Raw genomic sequence first — 14,515 nt, 5'->3', positions numbered from 1 at the left:
TCCGCTTCCTCGACGCCGAAGGCAAGGCCGGCAAGGCCCATCTGTTGCAGTCCGCATGGAAGCCGGGTGATCCGGTCTGGCAGGGCACGATCGATGGTCACTTCATCGCGGTGCAGGCGCGCCCGATCGCCAACGGCATCCGTCTGGCGCATCAGGGCGTCGAGGTGCCGGTCTATGTCTGGACGGAAGCGGAAGCGGCCTCCGCGCGGCTGATGCCGGTGACGACCGCCTCCGACAGCGGCAAGAAACTGCTGTGCCCGATGCCCGGCCTCATCGTCTCGATCGCCGTGACCGAAGGGCAGGAGGTCAAGGCCGGCGAGACGCTGGCCGTGGTCGAAGCCATGAAGATGCAGAACGTGCTGCGTGCCGAGCAGGACGGCACCGTGAAGAAGGTCCACGCCAGCGCCGGCGCAACGCTGGCGGTGGACGCGCTGATCCTGGAGTTTGCGTAAAGGTGTATGTGTGTGGTGCACGGGCCGGTCTGCCTGCACCCACCGTCATTGCGAGCGCAGCGAAGCAATCCAGACTGCCTCCGCGGAATGATTCTGGATTGCTTCGCTACGCTCGCAATGACGGAGATTGGAGCGACCGCTTCAGTTCCAAGAGAGAGACACCGCCATGGCCTTTCGTTCCCGCCGCGATAGACTGCGTTCCATCCTCTCGGGCGCCGCTTGCGTCCATCCCGGCTCGGTCTATGACGCGATCTCGATCCGCATTGCGGAGGATCTCGGCTTTCCACTCGGCATGTTCGGCGGCTCTGTGGCCTCACTCGCCGTGCTCGGCGATCCTGACGTCACCCTGATCACGCTCACCGAGCTTGCCGAGCAGATGCGGCGGATGTCGCGCGCCGCAAGCCTGCCGGTGCTGGTCGATGCTGATCACGGCTATGGCAATGCGCTCAACGTGCGCCGCACGGTACAGGAGCTGGAGACAGCGGGTGCTGCCGGCCTGACCATCGAGGACACGCTGCTGCCGGCCGCTTTTGGCGAGGCAAAAGCGCAGCTGATCTCGATCGACGAGGGCGTCGGCAAGATGAAAGCCGCGCTCGACGCCCGCGGCGATCCCGCGCTGGTCATCATGGGCCGCACCGGCGCGGCCTCGATCACTGCGATCGAGGACGCGATCAGGCGTGCCAAGGCTTATGAGGCCGCCGGAGTCGATGCGCTGTTCTTTACCGGCATCAGGTCGCGGGCAGAGCTCGAGGCCATCGTGAGCGCAACCCATCTGCCGATCGTGCTTGGTGGTGCGCCGGACGAATTGAATGCGACCGATTACCTGGCGAACCAGCGCGTCCGCATCGCGCTTCAGGGCCACGCACCGATCGCGGCGGCCACGCAGGCGGTGTACGAGGTGCAGAAGGCGTTGCGCGAGGGCACGTCGCCGAAAGCGCTGGGGGGATTGCCACCGGCGGAGTTGACCAGTCGCGTCATGCGCGATGCCGAGGTAAAAGAGCGCAGCGCTGACTTTCTCGGACTGAAAAAATGAGCCGGGCAATCCTTCAGGTGATGATCCGCGGCCGCGTCCAGGGCGTCGGTTACCGGGCCTGGGTCGAGTATCAGGCGACCGCGAGCGGCCTCGAGGGCTGGGTGCGCAACCGCCGCGACGGCAGCGTCGAAGCGCTGTTCGCAGGCCCGCCGAAACTCGTTGCCGACATGGTCGCGCTGTGCCGCCACGGCCCGCCGTCCTCGCATGTCGACAACGTGACCAGCGAAACGGCGAGCGCGGATGAGTTGAACCTGCGCCGGGCAGGGGAGGTGTTCTCGGTGTTGCCGACGGTATGAGAGCCGGCTCTCGTCCCTCGCGAGCGGTGCGCTCCCTCGCCCCGCTTGAGGCGAAGAGCAACTACCGCGGCAGCTTCGAAATCGCCTCGCTCAGCTCGTGAATCTCATACGGCTTGCGCAGGATCGGAAAATCGCCGCGGACATCGGCGGCGGCTTCGCTATAGCCGGTGGCGAGCAGCACCGGCAGGTTGGGGCGGATCTGGCGCAGGCGATGAGCGAGGCCGAGCCCGTCCATTTTGCCGGGCATCACGATGTCGGAGAACACTAAGTCGACACCAGTGTTCTCGATCTCCCGCAACGCGGATTCGGCATCTGAAACCCGATGCACGCGGTAGCCGAGCTGCTCCAGCAGGCCGATGCTGACGAGGGCTACGTCAGGATTGTCCTCGACCAGCAGCACCGTGCCGCTGCCGCGCACCGGCCCCACTTCGAGTGCTTCGACCGGTGCGGTCGCGGTCTCACGCGGCAGCAGGATCGTGAAGGTCGTGCCCTTGCCGAGCTCGCTTGCGACCTTGACCGTGCCGCCGGCCTGATGCGCAAAGCCGTGCACCTGCGACAGGCCGAGCCCGGTGCCTTTGCCAACCGGCTTCGTCGTGAAGAACGGTTCGAAAATCTTGTCGACGACGTCGGAGGGAATGCCGAGCCCGGTGTCGGCGACGGTGATGGCGACGTATTCGCCGCTATGAAGCGGATCGTTCAGGACGGTGTTGTGCGCGCCGATCGTCACCGTGCCGCCGTTAGGCATGGCGTCACGTGCATTGATGACCAGGTTGAGCAGGCCCGTCTCGAGCTCGGAGACATCAGCCTTGACCGGCCAGAGGTCGCGCTCGATCTCGAAGGCGAGACGAACCGCGCTGCCGACGCCCGCGTGAAGCACCTCGCGGATCGCCTCGACGCGGTCGCCGAACCGGATCGGCTGCGGATTGACGCTCTGCCGCCGCGCGAAGGTCAAGAGCTGTCCCGTCAGCGCGGCGCCCCGTCTTGTGGCGGTGTCGATCGCCAGGATCGCGCGCTGAAACTTCGAATCGTCGGGGGCGGCCTTCCTGAGGATATGGAGGCTGCCGCTGATGATCATCAGGAGGTTGTTGAAGTCGTGCGCTACTCCGCCGGTGAGCTGGCCGAGCGCATCGAATTTCTGCGACTCCGCAAGCTGCGTCTGCATCGCCTCGAGCTTGAGCTGCGTCTCGCGGCGCTCGGTGATGTCGCGGGTGATCTTGGCGAAGCCGACGAGCTTACCGTCCTCGTAGATCGGGTCGATGACGACGCTCGCCCAGAAGAAGGTGCCGTCCTTGCGGACGCGCCAGCCTTCCTCCTCGTAGCGGCCCTGCTCCCTGGCGATGCCGAGCGCGCGCGCCGGCTTGCCGTTGGTGCGATCGGTTTCGGTGTAGAAGCGCGAAAAATGCTCGCCGAGGATCTCCTGGGGCGAATAGCCCTTGATGCGCTCGCCGCCAATATTCCAGCTGGTGATGATCCCATTGGGATCGAGCATATAGAGCGCGTAGTCCGCAACTCCCTCAACCAACAGCCGAAAACTCCGTTCGCTTTCGAACAAGTCTCTCTGTTGACTGGACTTTTTGACCATTCCTAACCCCGCCTCGATCGGGACAAACGTCTCAGGAGGGCGTTTGGTTCCCGTTCCCTGGGATATTTTAAGGCAAATCGAAGCGGCGGTATGCAAGCAGGCAAGGCTGAGGGCGGCTTCATCACGCGCATGCTGACGCCGTTCGAGTTCGGGCTCGGTGGTCCCATCGGCACCGGGCGGCAGTGTGATGGCGACGCCCGATCTCTCCGGGCCAGTCAATGCGACTGCGCCGATCCCCGTGACCAACGCAAAATTCACCGAGGAGCTCGGCCGCCGGCTGCACCGGCCCGCGGTGTTTCGCATCCCCGGCGGCCTGTTGCGCTGGATCGGCGGCGGCTTCGCCGACGAACTCCTGCTCGGGGGTCAGCGCGTGCTGCCGAACAAGGCGCTGAGCCGCGGTTTTGTCTTCCGGCACGAGACGCTGCGCAGCGCGTTCGAGGCGATGCTGTGAGGTTCAGGTGGAGGCTGCACTCCGGAACGCCGCTGCCACCGCACGCAGCGCTGCCAGCTTCGCGGGATCGCTGACCTTCGAATGCAGCATCACCTTCGAGCTGCCGAGCTTTGGCAGCTTGTGCGCAGGCCCGATGTCGATCAGCCCGGGAGGCGCGATCCGCCGCGCCAGCGGCGCAACCGCGAGGCCAGCAAGCGCGGCGGCAACGACCGCCGTCACGCCGCCGCCGACAAAGCGCTCGCGCCAGGTGACGCCGGATTTGTCGAGCGCACGTACGGCAATCGCGCGGACACCGCAGGGCGGGGCGAGCGTTGCCAGCGGCAAGGCTTCGCCCCTGGGGAGCGTGAACCGGCGCGACGCGAACCAGCCGAACTCGTCCTCGGTCAGTTTTTCGCCGCCGCGGCGGCTGCCTTCCTGGCGCACGATCACCGCATCCAGCTCGCCCGCGTCATAGGCGTCCTGCATCTGGCGCGAGAAGCCGATGGTGACGGCAAGCGTCAGGCTTGCCGACATCGCATGCAGCCGCTCGAGCAGCGGCACCAGTTCAGGGCCTGCCGCGTGGTCGGAGATTCCGAGCGAGAGCGATTGCGCAGCCGGCGCTTCGCCCGAGAGCGCGCGGTCATGCGCCGCCATCAGGGCGCGGGCGCGATCGAGGAAGCCGGCGCCCTCGGCGGTGAGGCGGACGGCGCGGGGCGAGCGCTCGACGAGTCGTTTGCCCAGCAGCGTTTCCAGCCTCTGTAGCTTGAGGCTGATGGCTGCCTGTGTCGTGCCGAGCGCCTCCGCGGCGCGGGTGAAGCTCTGGAAGTCGGCGACCAGCAGAAAAGCCTGGACCGTCGCGATATCGAGTGTGGCTTTCATTATGATGTGTTATCACTGCTATATCGAGAGATAAGATATCAAAATGATGAGGGAAGGTCTAGCTTCTCATCAACGCCGTGCAAACAGCGCGGCATCTTGAGGAGAACGACAATGCCCCTGATCACCGTGTCCTACACCTCGTCCCGCCAGTCGCCGTCGATGAAGGCCGACATCGCGAGCGCCGTGTCGGAGCTAACCGCAAAAATCCTGCACAAGGATCCCAAGGTAACGGCCATCATCGTGAAGTCGGTCGATGCGGATGATTGGTTCGCCGGCGGGAGGTCACTCGCCGAGCAGGGGCTCGCCAGTTACTGGATCGACATCCACGTCACTGAAGGCACCAACACCAAGGACGAGAAGGCAGCCTACCTCGCCGCGATGTTCAAGCGCATGGCCGAGATTTTGGGCCCGCTGCATCCCGAGACGTATCTGCATGTCGACGAGGTCAAGGGCGACGCCTACGGCTTCGGCGGCCTGACCCAGGAGCGGCGCTACATCGCCGGCAAGCTCGAGGTGCCGCTGAAGGCGGCGTGATGATGCGGGCCGCGGGTGGGCCCTGCCACCGGCGGCCCGTTCGTCAGCTTGCTGCCCGGAACTGAACGTCGGACTTGTTCAGGAAGCAGGTCTTGTCGAACAGTTTCAGGTCGAGCGGGTTCGGCAGCCTGACGTCGCCTAGATCAGGGCAGGGCTTGACAGTGGGGTCATAGGAGCGATCGATCTGCGAGATGAAAACGACGATCAATCCCTTGTCGCGTGCGAAGGATTTCAGCGCGCGCACCTGAACGGCGAGATCAGGGTTTTCCCGCCGCTGGTCGAGCAACTGCAGATAATCGATCACCACGACCGTGCCGCGTGCTGCCGCGGCCATCTGCTTGACGATGTAATCGGCATTGATTGCGTCGGAGCAATCGACCTCGAACAGCTTCTCGAAGTGCGCGGGCTCCACGCCGATGGCGCGTAGGCGATCGATCACATCCTTCTCGGTGTATTCGAGCGAGAAGAATGTGGCGCGATGGCCTGATTTCATGGCCTCCACGGCAAGCTCGAGACTCAGCAGCGTCTTGCCCTGACCGGGCCGGGCGCCGACCAGCACGAGGTCGCCGGGCACAAAACGCGGAAACAGCTTGTTCGCAGGCGTCAATGCCGCCGCCTTAGCTGCGAGCCTGCTCCAGGCGGAAAACCCTTCCGTGGTCGCGACGCGGTCGAGCGCGTCGTGCAGCGGAATGCCCTCCTCGCGGGACAGGCGCTTGGCTTTTCGCTTCAGATGATAGATTGGCGCGGACAATTTCATCGTCAAACCTCCTGATGCGAGCAGAAAGCGCAATCCCTCCTTATGCGTGCGCTCGAACAGTCGGTCCGATGGTTTGGTCGCCCGGTATGATCTGTACTTTCCCGGCGGAGGGGGGAGGCGCAGGCGGCACCTGAAACAAGCGTATCCGATTCCTCGCTGGCGGAGAACGCGCGTCGCGCGCCTCCAACAGGAATGTCAGGCGGCGGCTTCCGGCAGCAGCGCGCGGGTCGGCCCGAACAGCTCTTCAAACGCCTGCCGAAGCGCGACATCGACGTCTTCCATGGTCACGAGCTGGCCGAGATCGACCAGCGATGTGACGCCGTAGCGGGGATCGGCGACGCCGCAGGGCACAATGCCTGCAAAGTGCTCCAGCTCCGGTTCGACGTTGATGGCGATGCCGTGGAACGAGACCCAGCGCTTCAGCCGCACGCCGATCGCCGCGATCTTGTCCTCGTGCTCAGCGCCCTTGTCGGGCCGCTTCACCCAGACGCCGACCCGGTCCTCGCGCCGCTCGCCGCGCACGTTGAAGGCGGCGAGCGTTTTCAGGATCAGTTCCTCAAGGCTCGCGACATAGGCCCGGACGTCAGGCCGGCGGCGCTTGAGGTCGAGCATGATGTAGGCCACCCGCTGGCCGGGACCGTGATAGGTGAGCTGTCCGCCGCGCCCGGTCGTGAAGGTCGGGAAACGGGGATCGATCAGGTCGCTTTCCTTGCCTGAGGTGCCGGAGGTGTAGAGCGGGGGGTGCTCGAGCAACCAGACCAGTTCCGGCGCTTCGCCGGCCGCGATCGCGGCGACCCGGGCTTCCATGGCCGCCACGGCCTCCGGATAGGGCACCGGCGTGTCCGAGATCAGCCATTCGACAGGCTCGCCGCCGACGGCGGAAAACGGCGTCAAATCGAGCTCTTGACGCTGGTTCTGGCGGGAGGGGTGAGGCGAATTAACCATTGGCTAACCATAACGGGGTGATGATCGCAGGCGCAAATGCCAAGTCTTTTTAGTTCTGGTCTCTTAGTCCCAAGTTGCGGCGGTCCTGACAGTGCCCACACTCGATAAAGTCACCGTGGATCTCATGGTCGTCCTCGGGACGACCACCATGCCGATCCATCAAGTATTACGTCTTTCCCGCGGCGCCATCATCGAGCTGGACGCAACCGAGGCCGACGAGGTCAAGGTTCTCGCCAACAATCTGCCCGTGGCCTCCGGGGTCGTGCTGGTCGACCGCAACCGGATCGCGGTCGAGGTCAAGCAGATGCTGCCCCGGACGCCGGGCACGCGGTAGCGGTCGGGGCACGCGGTAGCGGCCGGGGCACGCGGTAGCGGCCCGGGACCCGGCAGGACCGTTGGGGCAGGGCTGAAAATTTCCTGAAAATTTCCTGCCAAGCTTGTGGAATTCAGGGCCTCGGCAGGCTTGTACCCCACTGATGGATTTGTTAGATCGGCGCCGTTGATGCGGCAGGCCTCAAGCCTTCAGCCGGCATTCCCAAGCGCTCGTGGCGGAACTGGTAGACGCGCTGCCTTGAGGTGGCAGTGAGTAAAATCGTGGGGGTTCGAGTCCCTCCGAGCGCACCAAGTAATAAGCCTTTGTTACGGCAGAGATTTTCGCGACTTCCCCACATTGTTACTCCAGCGGGAATGTATTGCCTCCCGAGGCAATCGTTCGTTTCATCTTGCGTGTCGCGTTCCAGCGCTAACTCCTTTGGTTGGTCGTGTCTTCGCCAACTTCTCGCTGAGGAAAAACGCAATTTGCTCGTGAGAGGACAGTGGCGTAGCCAAGCGTAGAAATCGGCGGGCTCTCATTCACCCACAGCTCGCTGAGGCCGAGCCCGCAGGCGATGCGCAGCTACGGCTTTGCGAGCTGGCGCGCACAAGGCCCATTGTCGACGAGGTTACCCGCGAGTGTGTTCGCCGCGGCCAACGCCGGCGACGTCGAGACCGTCCGCTGCCCCTTCGATGGTGATCCGAGCTTCACCCAGCATGACGGCCGCACCGTCCACCGGATCGGCAAGCCCGGCGGCAACGAGGCGATCGTCTCCTTGTTTGCGATTTCCTGCCGAGCCGCGATCGTCCGGTCGCGGCGGAACAGGAGGTCAAGGCCGTGGAGAAGGACCGCGCGGACGAGCTCGGCCGATTGCTCGATACACATCCCGACTTGAGCGACGCCCGCGGCGACAGTTTCTGGCGGCGAACGGCACCACGGGTGGCGGCTTGGCACAATCGCGCGGACTGCGTGCGGCTGCTGCTCGATCGCAGGCGCGGACGTTTGCATCCGCGACTGCAGCGACAACGCACATCCCCTGCGTCTAGTGGTGGCTCAGCACGTCCAGCTTGGCGGGTCCAAGCGCGGGAGATCGCCGGCAATGGAGCGCGCCGACGTCAAGCGGACCAGGTCGACATCTTGATTTCTGTTCGGAACCGTAATCTTCCGGTTTTGACACAAGTTAACCTAATGTGGTGAAACCTAAATACACTTCTCTTGGTTGCAAGGACGAGTCTGCGATTGCGACAAGCCCGATTTCGGCCAGCATCAACGTAGCCGGATTTGCTCAGTGCCTCAGATGCAGACTTTGACAAGGCCAGGCGGCCCGCGGCGATTGGATTGCCTTCGCTGAGGCAGGTGCAGCGACCAAAGCCCATTGGAGATCCAGTCGTGATACGATTGCATGTCGAACGCTTCATTCGTAGCCGAATTGTCCGACGATCCCTGGCGCTCGGCATCATCGCTCTGAGCGGATGGGCCCTGTTGCCGTATGTGACTTACAGAATCGCTCCCTCCGCCTTTGTCAACGCCGAGCTCATGCGAGTGACTGCACCGATCGCGGGTCAGCTCTCGCCTGATCTTCCACGCAAAGGTGAATATTTCCAGCGCAGCCGGGTCGTGTCGCTGGTCGAGGCACGTTCGCCGGATCGCCGGCACCTCATTGACCTCGATCAGCAGCTCGCCATGTCCACCAAACGCGCCGAGCTCGTACGTCTGCAGCTTGGGGAAATCGCCGAGCTCGATCGCAAGCTCCGCGAGCGCAGCGAGGAGTATCGTTTGGGGGCGATAGCACGCCTGAGCCACGAGATCGGGGAAACGGAGGCCGAAAGAGGCGGCTGTCTCGCCGAGGCGCGGCAGCGGAACGATGTCGCGGGACGGATAGAGAAGCTCGTTAAGCTCGGCATCAGTTCACAGATGCGTTCTGCCGAGGCCCAAGCTTCTCAGGAGGCGACCGCAACGCGGTGCCAGATGGCCGATGAACGCCTGCAGCGCTTCAAGACCGAGTTGGCGGCGGCCGAGAAGGGCATTTATCTCCGTGGCGATGCCAATGACGTGCCCTATTCTCAGCAGCAGCGCGAGCGGCTCGTTCTCCGTCGCCAGGAGCTTGAGACGGACCTGTTGCAAAACAGCTCACGTTCCGCGCAGCTGGCTGCAGAAATCGCAGCGGAGCGCGCTCGCCTTGATCGCCTTGATCACTACGATCTGTCGTTGCCTGCTGCTCACGTGGTCTGGTCGGTCGCGGCCAGCCCGGGCTCGATGGTCACGGAAGGGCAATCGGTCCTTGATTTTGCAGATTGCGAACGCCGATTCATCGTTGTTGAACTGCCCGAGCGCGATTTCGAGAAGATCAAGGCCGGAGATGCGGCGACTGTCCGCCTGATCGGGAGTCGAGAGTGGAAGACCGGCCAGATCCGGCAAGTTCGCGGCTCGGCCGCGTACGCCGATGATCGGCTGCTCGCGGCTCGGGTGCCGCGGCCTGATCCGGGCAATATTACTGTTGAGATCTCGTTGCCGCCTAACGAAACGGCGGCTGACCACAACGGCTCCTGCGATATCGGACGGTTGGCCGAAGTGCGCTTCGAGCGCAGAGCCGACGGCCTGCTTCGATTGGTCAGTTCGAAGCTGATATGGCTGACCGCTCGGCTGGACCTCGACCACTCATCCCTGTGAGCGAGAAATTCCGTGCAGCTCGTGACTCTGTCGCTCTCTCAGCTGTTCGCGCCGATGCTGGGCGTCTTTGCGGCGATGTACCTGTTGGCGCCGACGTTTGCAGTCGCGCGCCTTTGGGCGCGTGTCGCGATTTTTGCCGCGGTTTGGCTTGTCGTTGCCCGCTATCTCGAATGGCGGATCTTCACCACCGTGCTGCCGGCAAGCGGGACCTGGTATCAGGTCGGCTGGATCTGGTTCTGTCTCTTCGTTGAGCTCCTGACCTTCACGGATCAGTTCATTCTCTATCTGACCTTCCTTCGCAGGACCGATCGCCGCAGCGAGGCAGATCAGCACGAACGTCGGCTTCGCGGCCTGCCGGATGATGAGTTGCCCTCGGTCGACGTCTTCATTCCAACCTATGACGAGCCGTTCGAGGTGCTGGAAAAGACGATCACGGGCGCACTATGTCTGGACTATCCAAACTTCCAGGTCTGGGTGCTGGATGATGGCCGCAGGCCCTGGCTCAAGGAACTCTGCGAGCGCAAGGGGGCCGGGTATCTCACCCGTTCCGACAATTTGAATGCGAAAGCCGGCAATATCAATCATGCGTTGACGATGACGGATGGCGAGTTCTTCGCGATTTTTGACGCGGACTTCGTGCCGCAGCGCAATTTCCTGATGCGCACAATGGGCTTCTTCGCTGATCCAAAGATCGGAATCGTTCAGATCCCGCACGCCTTCTACAATGAGGACCCTATGCAGGCGAATCTGGGCCTGCACAGCGGACTGCCGGACGAACAACGCTTCTTCTTCGATTCCATCATGCCCGCGCGGGACGGCTGGGACGGTGCCTTTTGTTGTGGATCCAACTCCGTCACGCGTCGTGCCGCACTCCGCGCGGTGGGCGATTCCTTGCCGACCCAGTCCATCACTGAAGACATCCTGCTGACGCTGGTCCTGCTGCGCCACGGCTACGTCACCCGGTATCTTTGCGAACCGCTGGCGATTGGATTGGCGCCGGAAAGCCTTGGCGCCTTTTTTGTGCAACGGCAACGCTGGGCGCGTGGCGCGATCCAGACCCTCTATCTCGCCGCCGGGCCGCTCGGCCCCGGACTGAGCTTGATGCATCGGCTCCTCTTCTTTCCGACGCATTGGCTCTCATTGGGCTTGAGGGCGCTCATGGTCGTGGTGGTTCCGATCGTGTTCATGTGGACCGGCCTCGCGCCTGTCGTCGACGTCACCCCCGAATCGGTTTTCTATTACTTGTTTCCCGCGATCCTGGCGCTCAACGGCGGTATCTCCTGGTTCGCGCCGCACGCGCATTTTCCACTCGCTGCTCAGGTGTCGGCGACCATCCAGAGCTTCAAGATTCTACCGACGGTGCTCGGGACTCTCGTCAAGCCGAAGGGACATGCGTTCAGGGTGACGCCCAAGGGAGCCGCCGCGCGGTGCGCAAGCTATGCCGCTGAGATATTCTGGCCGTCGGCGGCCCTGATGGGGCTGACAGTTGTCGGCCTCGTTCTGAACACCATCCCGGAATGGCGCATCATCGATCATCCGGCCGCCTTGCCGATGGTCGCCTTCTGGTCGGTTGTGAACATCGTCGTGCTGTTCTTCGTCTGCATGACCTCGCTACAGGCGCGGATGGGGCGTTCCGAGGAACGCTTCGATGTCGACGAATCAGTCTTGATCCAGACTGAGACCGGTGAGCTGCTTTCCGGGCGCATGCGCAACATCTCCCTTTCCGGCGCTGGCGTCCTGCTCCATTCCAGCATCGACTGTCCTCGCAGCAAGGAACCGCTGCGCGTACACATCATGCAAGTGGGCTGGATCGACGCGATGATCGCGCAACAAAGAGGTCAGCTTGCCGGGGTGCAGTTCAAACTGCCGCAGTCGCTTGAACGAGACCTGTTGATCCGCAAGCTCTTTACCGTCGCCCGCCTGAAGGAGAAAAGTGTCGTCGCCTGGTCCGTGAACAGAACGATGCTCAAGAGCATCTGGTCAATGACTGCGCCGTTGCCTCAGGTTGAGACGAGTGGTGCGACACCCGCAGCGCCTTGGCCGGCTGAGCGTCTGCCGGCCGAGAGCCTGGTCATCCGGCCTCAACCGCGGATCGGAGATTTGGAACATCTCGCCGGAATTAGAAGCCTGCATCCGACGAGTTTCACCAGAACCTGGCTGAGCCGAGGGGGCGGTTCGGTGCCCCAGGTCATCGACTGAGCTGATGGCGTTGATCCCTTCCTCATCGTCCGGCCTGCGAGCTGTCGACCGCCAAACAAGCCGGCTCTCGATGCGGTCGGGGCGGTCGCGAGCCCGATTGACCCAATCGCGGGTGGCCGTTCCGCCTTGGCCGTACACTTGAAGACGGTCGTTCAACCGTGCCGGCGCTGACGGCCGGGGTTGCGGGCAGGAAGCGCCCGCTTCTTGCGATGTCGCGCAAAGCGCGCCGATGCCTAGCCATATTCCTCGCCGATCCCGTATTCCCGGTAGATCTCCAGCGGGTCGAGATCGGGGAACAGGCGGCATTTGGCCTGCGCGAGGTGCAGGCTCACGGCCGCGGGCTCCTTGCCGTTCGACAGCAGCTTGCGGATGTCGTCCATATGCGCGCTCGGCTGGTGCTTCTCCTCCAGCTGCTCCAGCGCGACCAGCGCCGTTGCGAGCGCCTCGGTCAGGACCCAGTCGTCGTGGCCGGTGATTCCCTTTTTCGGCATCGGCAGATCCCAGTCCGCAGACCTTTGGCAGGGGCAGCAGTCTACCGTAGCTTCGCTCGAATCTCCATCGAGCCGCGGCGTGGTGACTCGCACAACGAACGGGCAGTCCCGCGCTCTCGCTTGCAATATGACGGAGTGCGGCTAAAAGGCGGCGGCGCGCGGGCGACGGTATCGTTGTTGAAACAAAGTTGGCGTAGACGGGACTTGCGCGACCTCTCGCGGCTGGAGCCAGCATGGTCTTTCTAAGCTTCGTCTACCGCTTCCTGACCAATTTCCTGTTTCTGGCGATGGTCTATTTCAGCCTGAACTATATGGAGAAGTACGAGCACCGGGCGGGCCTTGCGATCCTCGTGCTTGTTTACACCGGCATGCGCGCGGCCTCGACGCTGCGTGCATTCTACTTCTTCCAGAAGATCGAGAAACTCGAAGCCGAGGCGCGTCGTCTGCAAGCGCCGATCAACGACGGCTCCGGCGGAACCGCCGGGCGCAAGCAGCTCGTCGTCGATGTCGCGCGGCTGCGCCGCGACGGCGAGCTCAAGTCTTATATGGACCTGTTCTTCCTGGCGCTGATCGTGCTGCTCTGCGTCGCCGCCATCATGCGGCAGTAACGGCTTCACTCAGGCGCGTTTCTTCACGCCGGTGGCGACGCGGGTCGGGCGGGGCGCCGTGGTCTTGGCTTGAGCAGCGTGCTTCGGTGCGGCATGCGCAGCATGGGCGCTTTGCCCAGTCCTCACCTTCCCAGCCTTGCCCTTGCGGGCAGGCGGCGCTTCGGCCGCCATCGCGAGCCTTGTCGCGGCGCGCCGCGACAAGGTCGTCGACAGCAGCACCTCGACCGAGCCCTCCGGGATCGCGAACAGATCGCGACCGGGTACGGGCAGGGTGGCCGCGACATCCGACTGCGCCATGGTCTTGCGCGGCAGCAGCAGCGGCTGGTGCGCCGTCTGCGCGTTGAGGTCGGCGAGACCGGGCGCCGGCAGCGTCGCGGTCTGCGTGAACACGAAATTCGGCACGGCAGGCCAGCGCGCGATCGGGGTCGTCTCCGTCGGTGGATGCAGCAGCCACTCCACCGGCGTGGTCGGCGTCGCCGGCCGGTCGGCGGTTGCGGGCACGACATGCACGATACGATAGCCGCGTGCCTTGAGGTCGCGGATGATCTTCGGCAGCGCCGCCACCGTGCGCGCCTGGATGTCATGCAGCAGCAGGATGCCCTTGCCCTTGGCCTCCAGCCGCTGGATCGCGAGCTGGTAGACGCGATCCGGCGAGATGTGGTGCCAGTCGTCGGCCGGGAAGTCGGCGCTCCACACCTGAATGCCGCGGGAGATCAGCAGATTTTCAACGGCGTCGGCGCGCATCAGACCGGGGATGCGGAAGAACGGCGCCAGCTTGGACGGATCCGTCATCGCCGCCGTGGTCCACTCGATGCCGCCGTTGATCTCGGCCTCGGCCTTCTCGATCGGCATCCGGTTCATCGTCAGCGGATGGGTCATGGTGTGCGTGCCGACGGTATGGCCCGCCGCGACCAGCTTGCGCACGCCTTCCGGGTTCGCCTTGGCCTGCTGGCCGATGATGAAGAAGGTCGCCTTGATGCACTCGTCGGCCAGGATCTGCAGCACCTGGTTGGAATATTTCGGCAGCGGACCGTCGTCGAAGGTGAGGACGACCTCGTGGTCCTTCAGCGGCAGGGTCTCGCGGTACTGCATGGTTCCGATGCGCGGATGCTCGCGCGGATCGACGACGAGGGTGCGGGAAGTTCCGAGCGCATCAGGATGTCCCGGGCAGTCGGCCGCGAAGGCTGCCGTGGTCAGCAACCCAGGGAGCAGGACACCCAGCAGGACGGCCCACGATCGCGTCCGAAAAACAACGCCACTTCCGATCATGAACTCCGTGTGCCTCATCTACGTCGGCTGCAATATCCGTGGGTCGGAAATGCCCGG

At 63.8% G+C, this 14,515-nt stretch carries 15 protein-coding genes, 1 tRNA gene and 1 pseudogene; 10 read left to right on the top strand and 7 right to left on the bottom strand.

Annotation, left to right across the window (positions count from 1 at the left end):
* The 3 genes from BM222_RS29630 to BM222_RS29620 all read left to right on the top strand — a co-directional run.
* The coding region (locus tag BM222_RS29630; protein WP_143106082.1) for a biotin/lipoyl-containing protein at positions 1-452 on the top strand (452 nt) is incomplete at its 5' end.
* A 166-nt stretch (positions 453-618) separates the two neighbouring features.
* Positions 619-1,485 (top strand): isocitrate lyase/PEP mutase family protein, encoded by an 867-nt coding sequence (locus BM222_RS29625; RefSeq protein WP_092236128.1) that lies wholly within the window; start codon positions 619-621, stop codon positions 1,483-1,485.
* Entirely contained in the window at positions 1,482-1,781 is a 300-nt protein-coding gene (locus tag BM222_RS29620) for an acylphosphatase (RefSeq protein ID WP_092236100.1), read from the top strand. Before BM222_RS29625 ends, BM222_RS29620 begins: the two co-directional genes overlap by 4 nt.
* Before the next feature lie 61 nt (positions 1,782-1,842).
* Here BM222_RS29620 and BM222_RS29615 read toward each other — a convergent pair whose 3' ends face one another.
* Positions 1,843-3,363 (bottom strand): PAS domain-containing hybrid sensor histidine kinase/response regulator family protein, encoded by a 1,521-nt coding sequence (locus tag BM222_RS29615; protein ID WP_092236097.1) that lies wholly within the window; start codon positions 3,361-3,363, stop codon positions 1,843-1,845.
* Between the two features lie 108 nt (positions 3,364-3,471).
* Between BM222_RS29615 and BM222_RS29610 the strand changes: the two are divergent.
* A pseudogene (locus BM222_RS29610) lies at positions 3,472-3,814 on the top strand (DUF1731 domain-containing protein); the annotation flags it as partial.
* A 3-nt stretch (positions 3,815-3,817) separates the two neighbouring features.
* On the opposite strand, the gene BM222_RS29605 reads toward BM222_RS29610, so the two are convergent.
* Positions 3,818-4,672 (bottom strand): LysR family transcriptional regulator, encoded by an 855-nt coding sequence (locus BM222_RS29605; RefSeq protein WP_092236094.1) that lies wholly within the window; start codon positions 4,670-4,672, stop codon positions 3,818-3,820.
* Between the two features lie 111 nt (positions 4,673-4,783).
* Here BM222_RS29605 and BM222_RS29600 point away from each other — a divergent pair, with 111 nt between their 5' ends.
* Positions 4,784-5,206: a tautomerase family protein gene (locus tag BM222_RS29600; RefSeq protein ID WP_092236091.1), complete on the top strand. Its 423-nt coding sequence runs from the start codon at positions 4,784-4,786 to the stop codon at positions 5,204-5,206.
* A 43-nt stretch (positions 5,207-5,249) separates the two neighbouring features.
* Here BM222_RS29600 and BM222_RS29595 read toward each other — a convergent pair whose 3' ends face one another.
* Complete coding sequence (locus BM222_RS29595) at positions 5,250-5,963, bottom strand: DNA helicase (RefSeq protein WP_143106081.1); 714 nt, start codon at positions 5,961-5,963, stop codon at positions 5,250-5,252.
* A 195-nt stretch (positions 5,964-6,158) separates the two neighbouring features.
* The gene (gene lipB / locus BM222_RS29590) at positions 6,159-6,908 is read right to left on the bottom strand and encodes a lipoyl(octanoyl) transferase LipB (protein ID WP_092236088.1); all 750 of its coding nucleotides are present in this window, start codon (positions 6,906-6,908) and stop codon (positions 6,159-6,161) included.
* Between the two features lie 91 nt (positions 6,909-6,999).
* On the opposite strand from lipB, the gene BM222_RS29585 reads away from it, so the two are divergent.
* The 3 genes from BM222_RS29585 to BM222_RS29570 all read left to right on the top strand — a co-directional run bounded on the left by BM222_RS29585 (position 7,000) and on the right by BM222_RS29570 (position 9,891).
* The gene (locus BM222_RS29585; protein ID WP_011088012.1) at positions 7,000-7,242 is read left to right on the top strand and encodes a FliM/FliN family flagellar motor switch protein; all 243 of its coding nucleotides are present in this window, start codon (positions 7,000-7,002) and stop codon (positions 7,240-7,242) included.
* Between the two features lie 205 nt (positions 7,243-7,447).
* Positions 7,448-7,532 (top strand) — tRNA-Leu (locus tag BM222_RS29580).
* 1,078 nt (positions 7,533-8,610) lie between these two features.
* Entirely contained in the window at positions 8,611-9,891 is a 1,281-nt protein-coding gene (locus BM222_RS29570) for an HlyD family secretion protein (RefSeq protein ID WP_244547307.1), read from the top strand.
* Here BM222_RS29570 and BM222_RS42365 read toward each other — a convergent pair.
* Entirely contained in the window at positions 9,880-10,224 is a 345-nt protein-coding gene (locus BM222_RS42365) for a hypothetical protein (protein ID WP_244547306.1), read from the bottom strand. The two genes, BM222_RS29570 and BM222_RS42365, sit on opposite strands and share 12 nt — an antisense overlap.
* A 33-nt stretch (positions 10,225-10,257) precedes the next feature.
* Between BM222_RS42365 and BM222_RS29565 the strand changes: the two genes are divergently transcribed.
* Positions 10,258-12,090, top strand: coding sequence for a glycosyltransferase (locus tag BM222_RS29565; protein ID WP_244547305.1), 1,833 nt, complete (start codon positions 10,258-10,260; stop codon positions 12,088-12,090).
* A gap of 233 nt (positions 12,091-12,323) precedes the next feature.
* Here BM222_RS29565 and BM222_RS41415 read toward each other — a convergent pair whose 3' ends face one another.
* Positions 12,324-12,581, bottom strand: a complete 258-nt coding sequence (locus BM222_RS41415; RefSeq protein WP_177243547.1) for a hypothetical protein — start codon at positions 12,579-12,581, stop codon at positions 12,324-12,326.
* A 233-nt stretch (positions 12,582-12,814) separates the two neighbouring features.
* Between BM222_RS41415 and BM222_RS29555 the strand changes: the two genes are divergently transcribed.
* Positions 12,815-13,189 (top strand): hypothetical protein, encoded by a 375-nt coding sequence (locus BM222_RS29555; protein WP_092236076.1) that lies wholly within the window; start codon positions 12,815-12,817, stop codon positions 13,187-13,189.
* A gap of 9 nt (positions 13,190-13,198) precedes the next feature.
* Here the strand turns inward: BM222_RS29555 and BM222_RS29550 are convergent, their stop codons facing one another.
* A complete protein-coding gene (locus tag BM222_RS29550) occupies positions 13,199-14,458 on the bottom strand; it encodes a polysaccharide deacetylase family protein (RefSeq protein ID WP_092236125.1) in 1,260 nt (419 codons plus the stop codon).
* Positions 14,459-14,515 lie beyond the last annotated feature (57 nt).

Source organism: Bradyrhizobium sp. Gha (assembly GCF_900113735.1).
In the GTDB taxonomy this organism is placed as follows: Bacteria; Pseudomonadota; Alphaproteobacteria; order Rhizobiales; family Xanthobacteraceae; genus Bradyrhizobium.
Note: the sequence above shows the minus strand (reverse complement) of the source record. Positions and strands in the feature narration are given on the sequence as shown.

What these genes read in the sequence shown, in the direction of transcription:
- BM222_RS29620 (WP_092236100.1), top strand. Translation starts at nt 1,482, where the DNA reads ATGAGCCGGGCAATCCTTCAGGTGATGATCCGCGGCCGCGTCCAGGGC.
- BM222_RS29595 (WP_143106081.1), bottom strand. Translation starts at nt 5,963, where the DNA reads ATGAAATTGTCCGCGCCAATCTATCATCTGAAGCGAAAAGCCAAGCGC.
- BM222_RS29600 (WP_092236091.1), top strand. Translation starts at nt 4,784, where the DNA reads ATGCCCCTGATCACCGTGTCCTACACCTCGTCCCGCCAGTCGCCGTCG.
- BM222_RS29625 (WP_092236128.1), top strand. Translation starts at nt 619, where the DNA reads ATGGCCTTTCGTTCCCGCCGCGATAGACTGCGTTCCATCCTCTCGGGC.
- BM222_RS29615 (WP_092236097.1), bottom strand. Translation starts at nt 3,363, where the DNA reads ATGGTCAAAAAGTCCAGTCAACAGAGAGACTTGTTCGAAAGCGAACGG.
- BM222_RS29605 (WP_092236094.1), bottom strand. Translation starts at nt 4,672, where the DNA reads ATGAAAGCCACACTCGATATCGCGACGGTCCAGGCTTTTCTGCTGGTC.
- BM222_RS41415 (WP_177243547.1), bottom strand. Translation starts at nt 12,581, where the DNA reads ATGCCGAAAAAGGGAATCACCGGCCACGACGACTGGGTCCTGACCGAG.
- BM222_RS29555 (WP_092236076.1), top strand. Translation starts at nt 12,815, where the DNA reads ATGGTCTTTCTAAGCTTCGTCTACCGCTTCCTGACCAATTTCCTGTTT.
- lipB (WP_092236088.1), bottom strand. Translation starts at nt 6,908, where the DNA reads ATGGTTAATTCGCCTCACCCCTCCCGCCAGAACCAGCGTCAAGAGCTC.
- BM222_RS29550 (WP_092236125.1), bottom strand. Translation starts at nt 14,458, where the DNA reads ATGATCGGAAGTGGCGTTGTTTTTCGGACGCGATCGTGGGCCGTCCTG.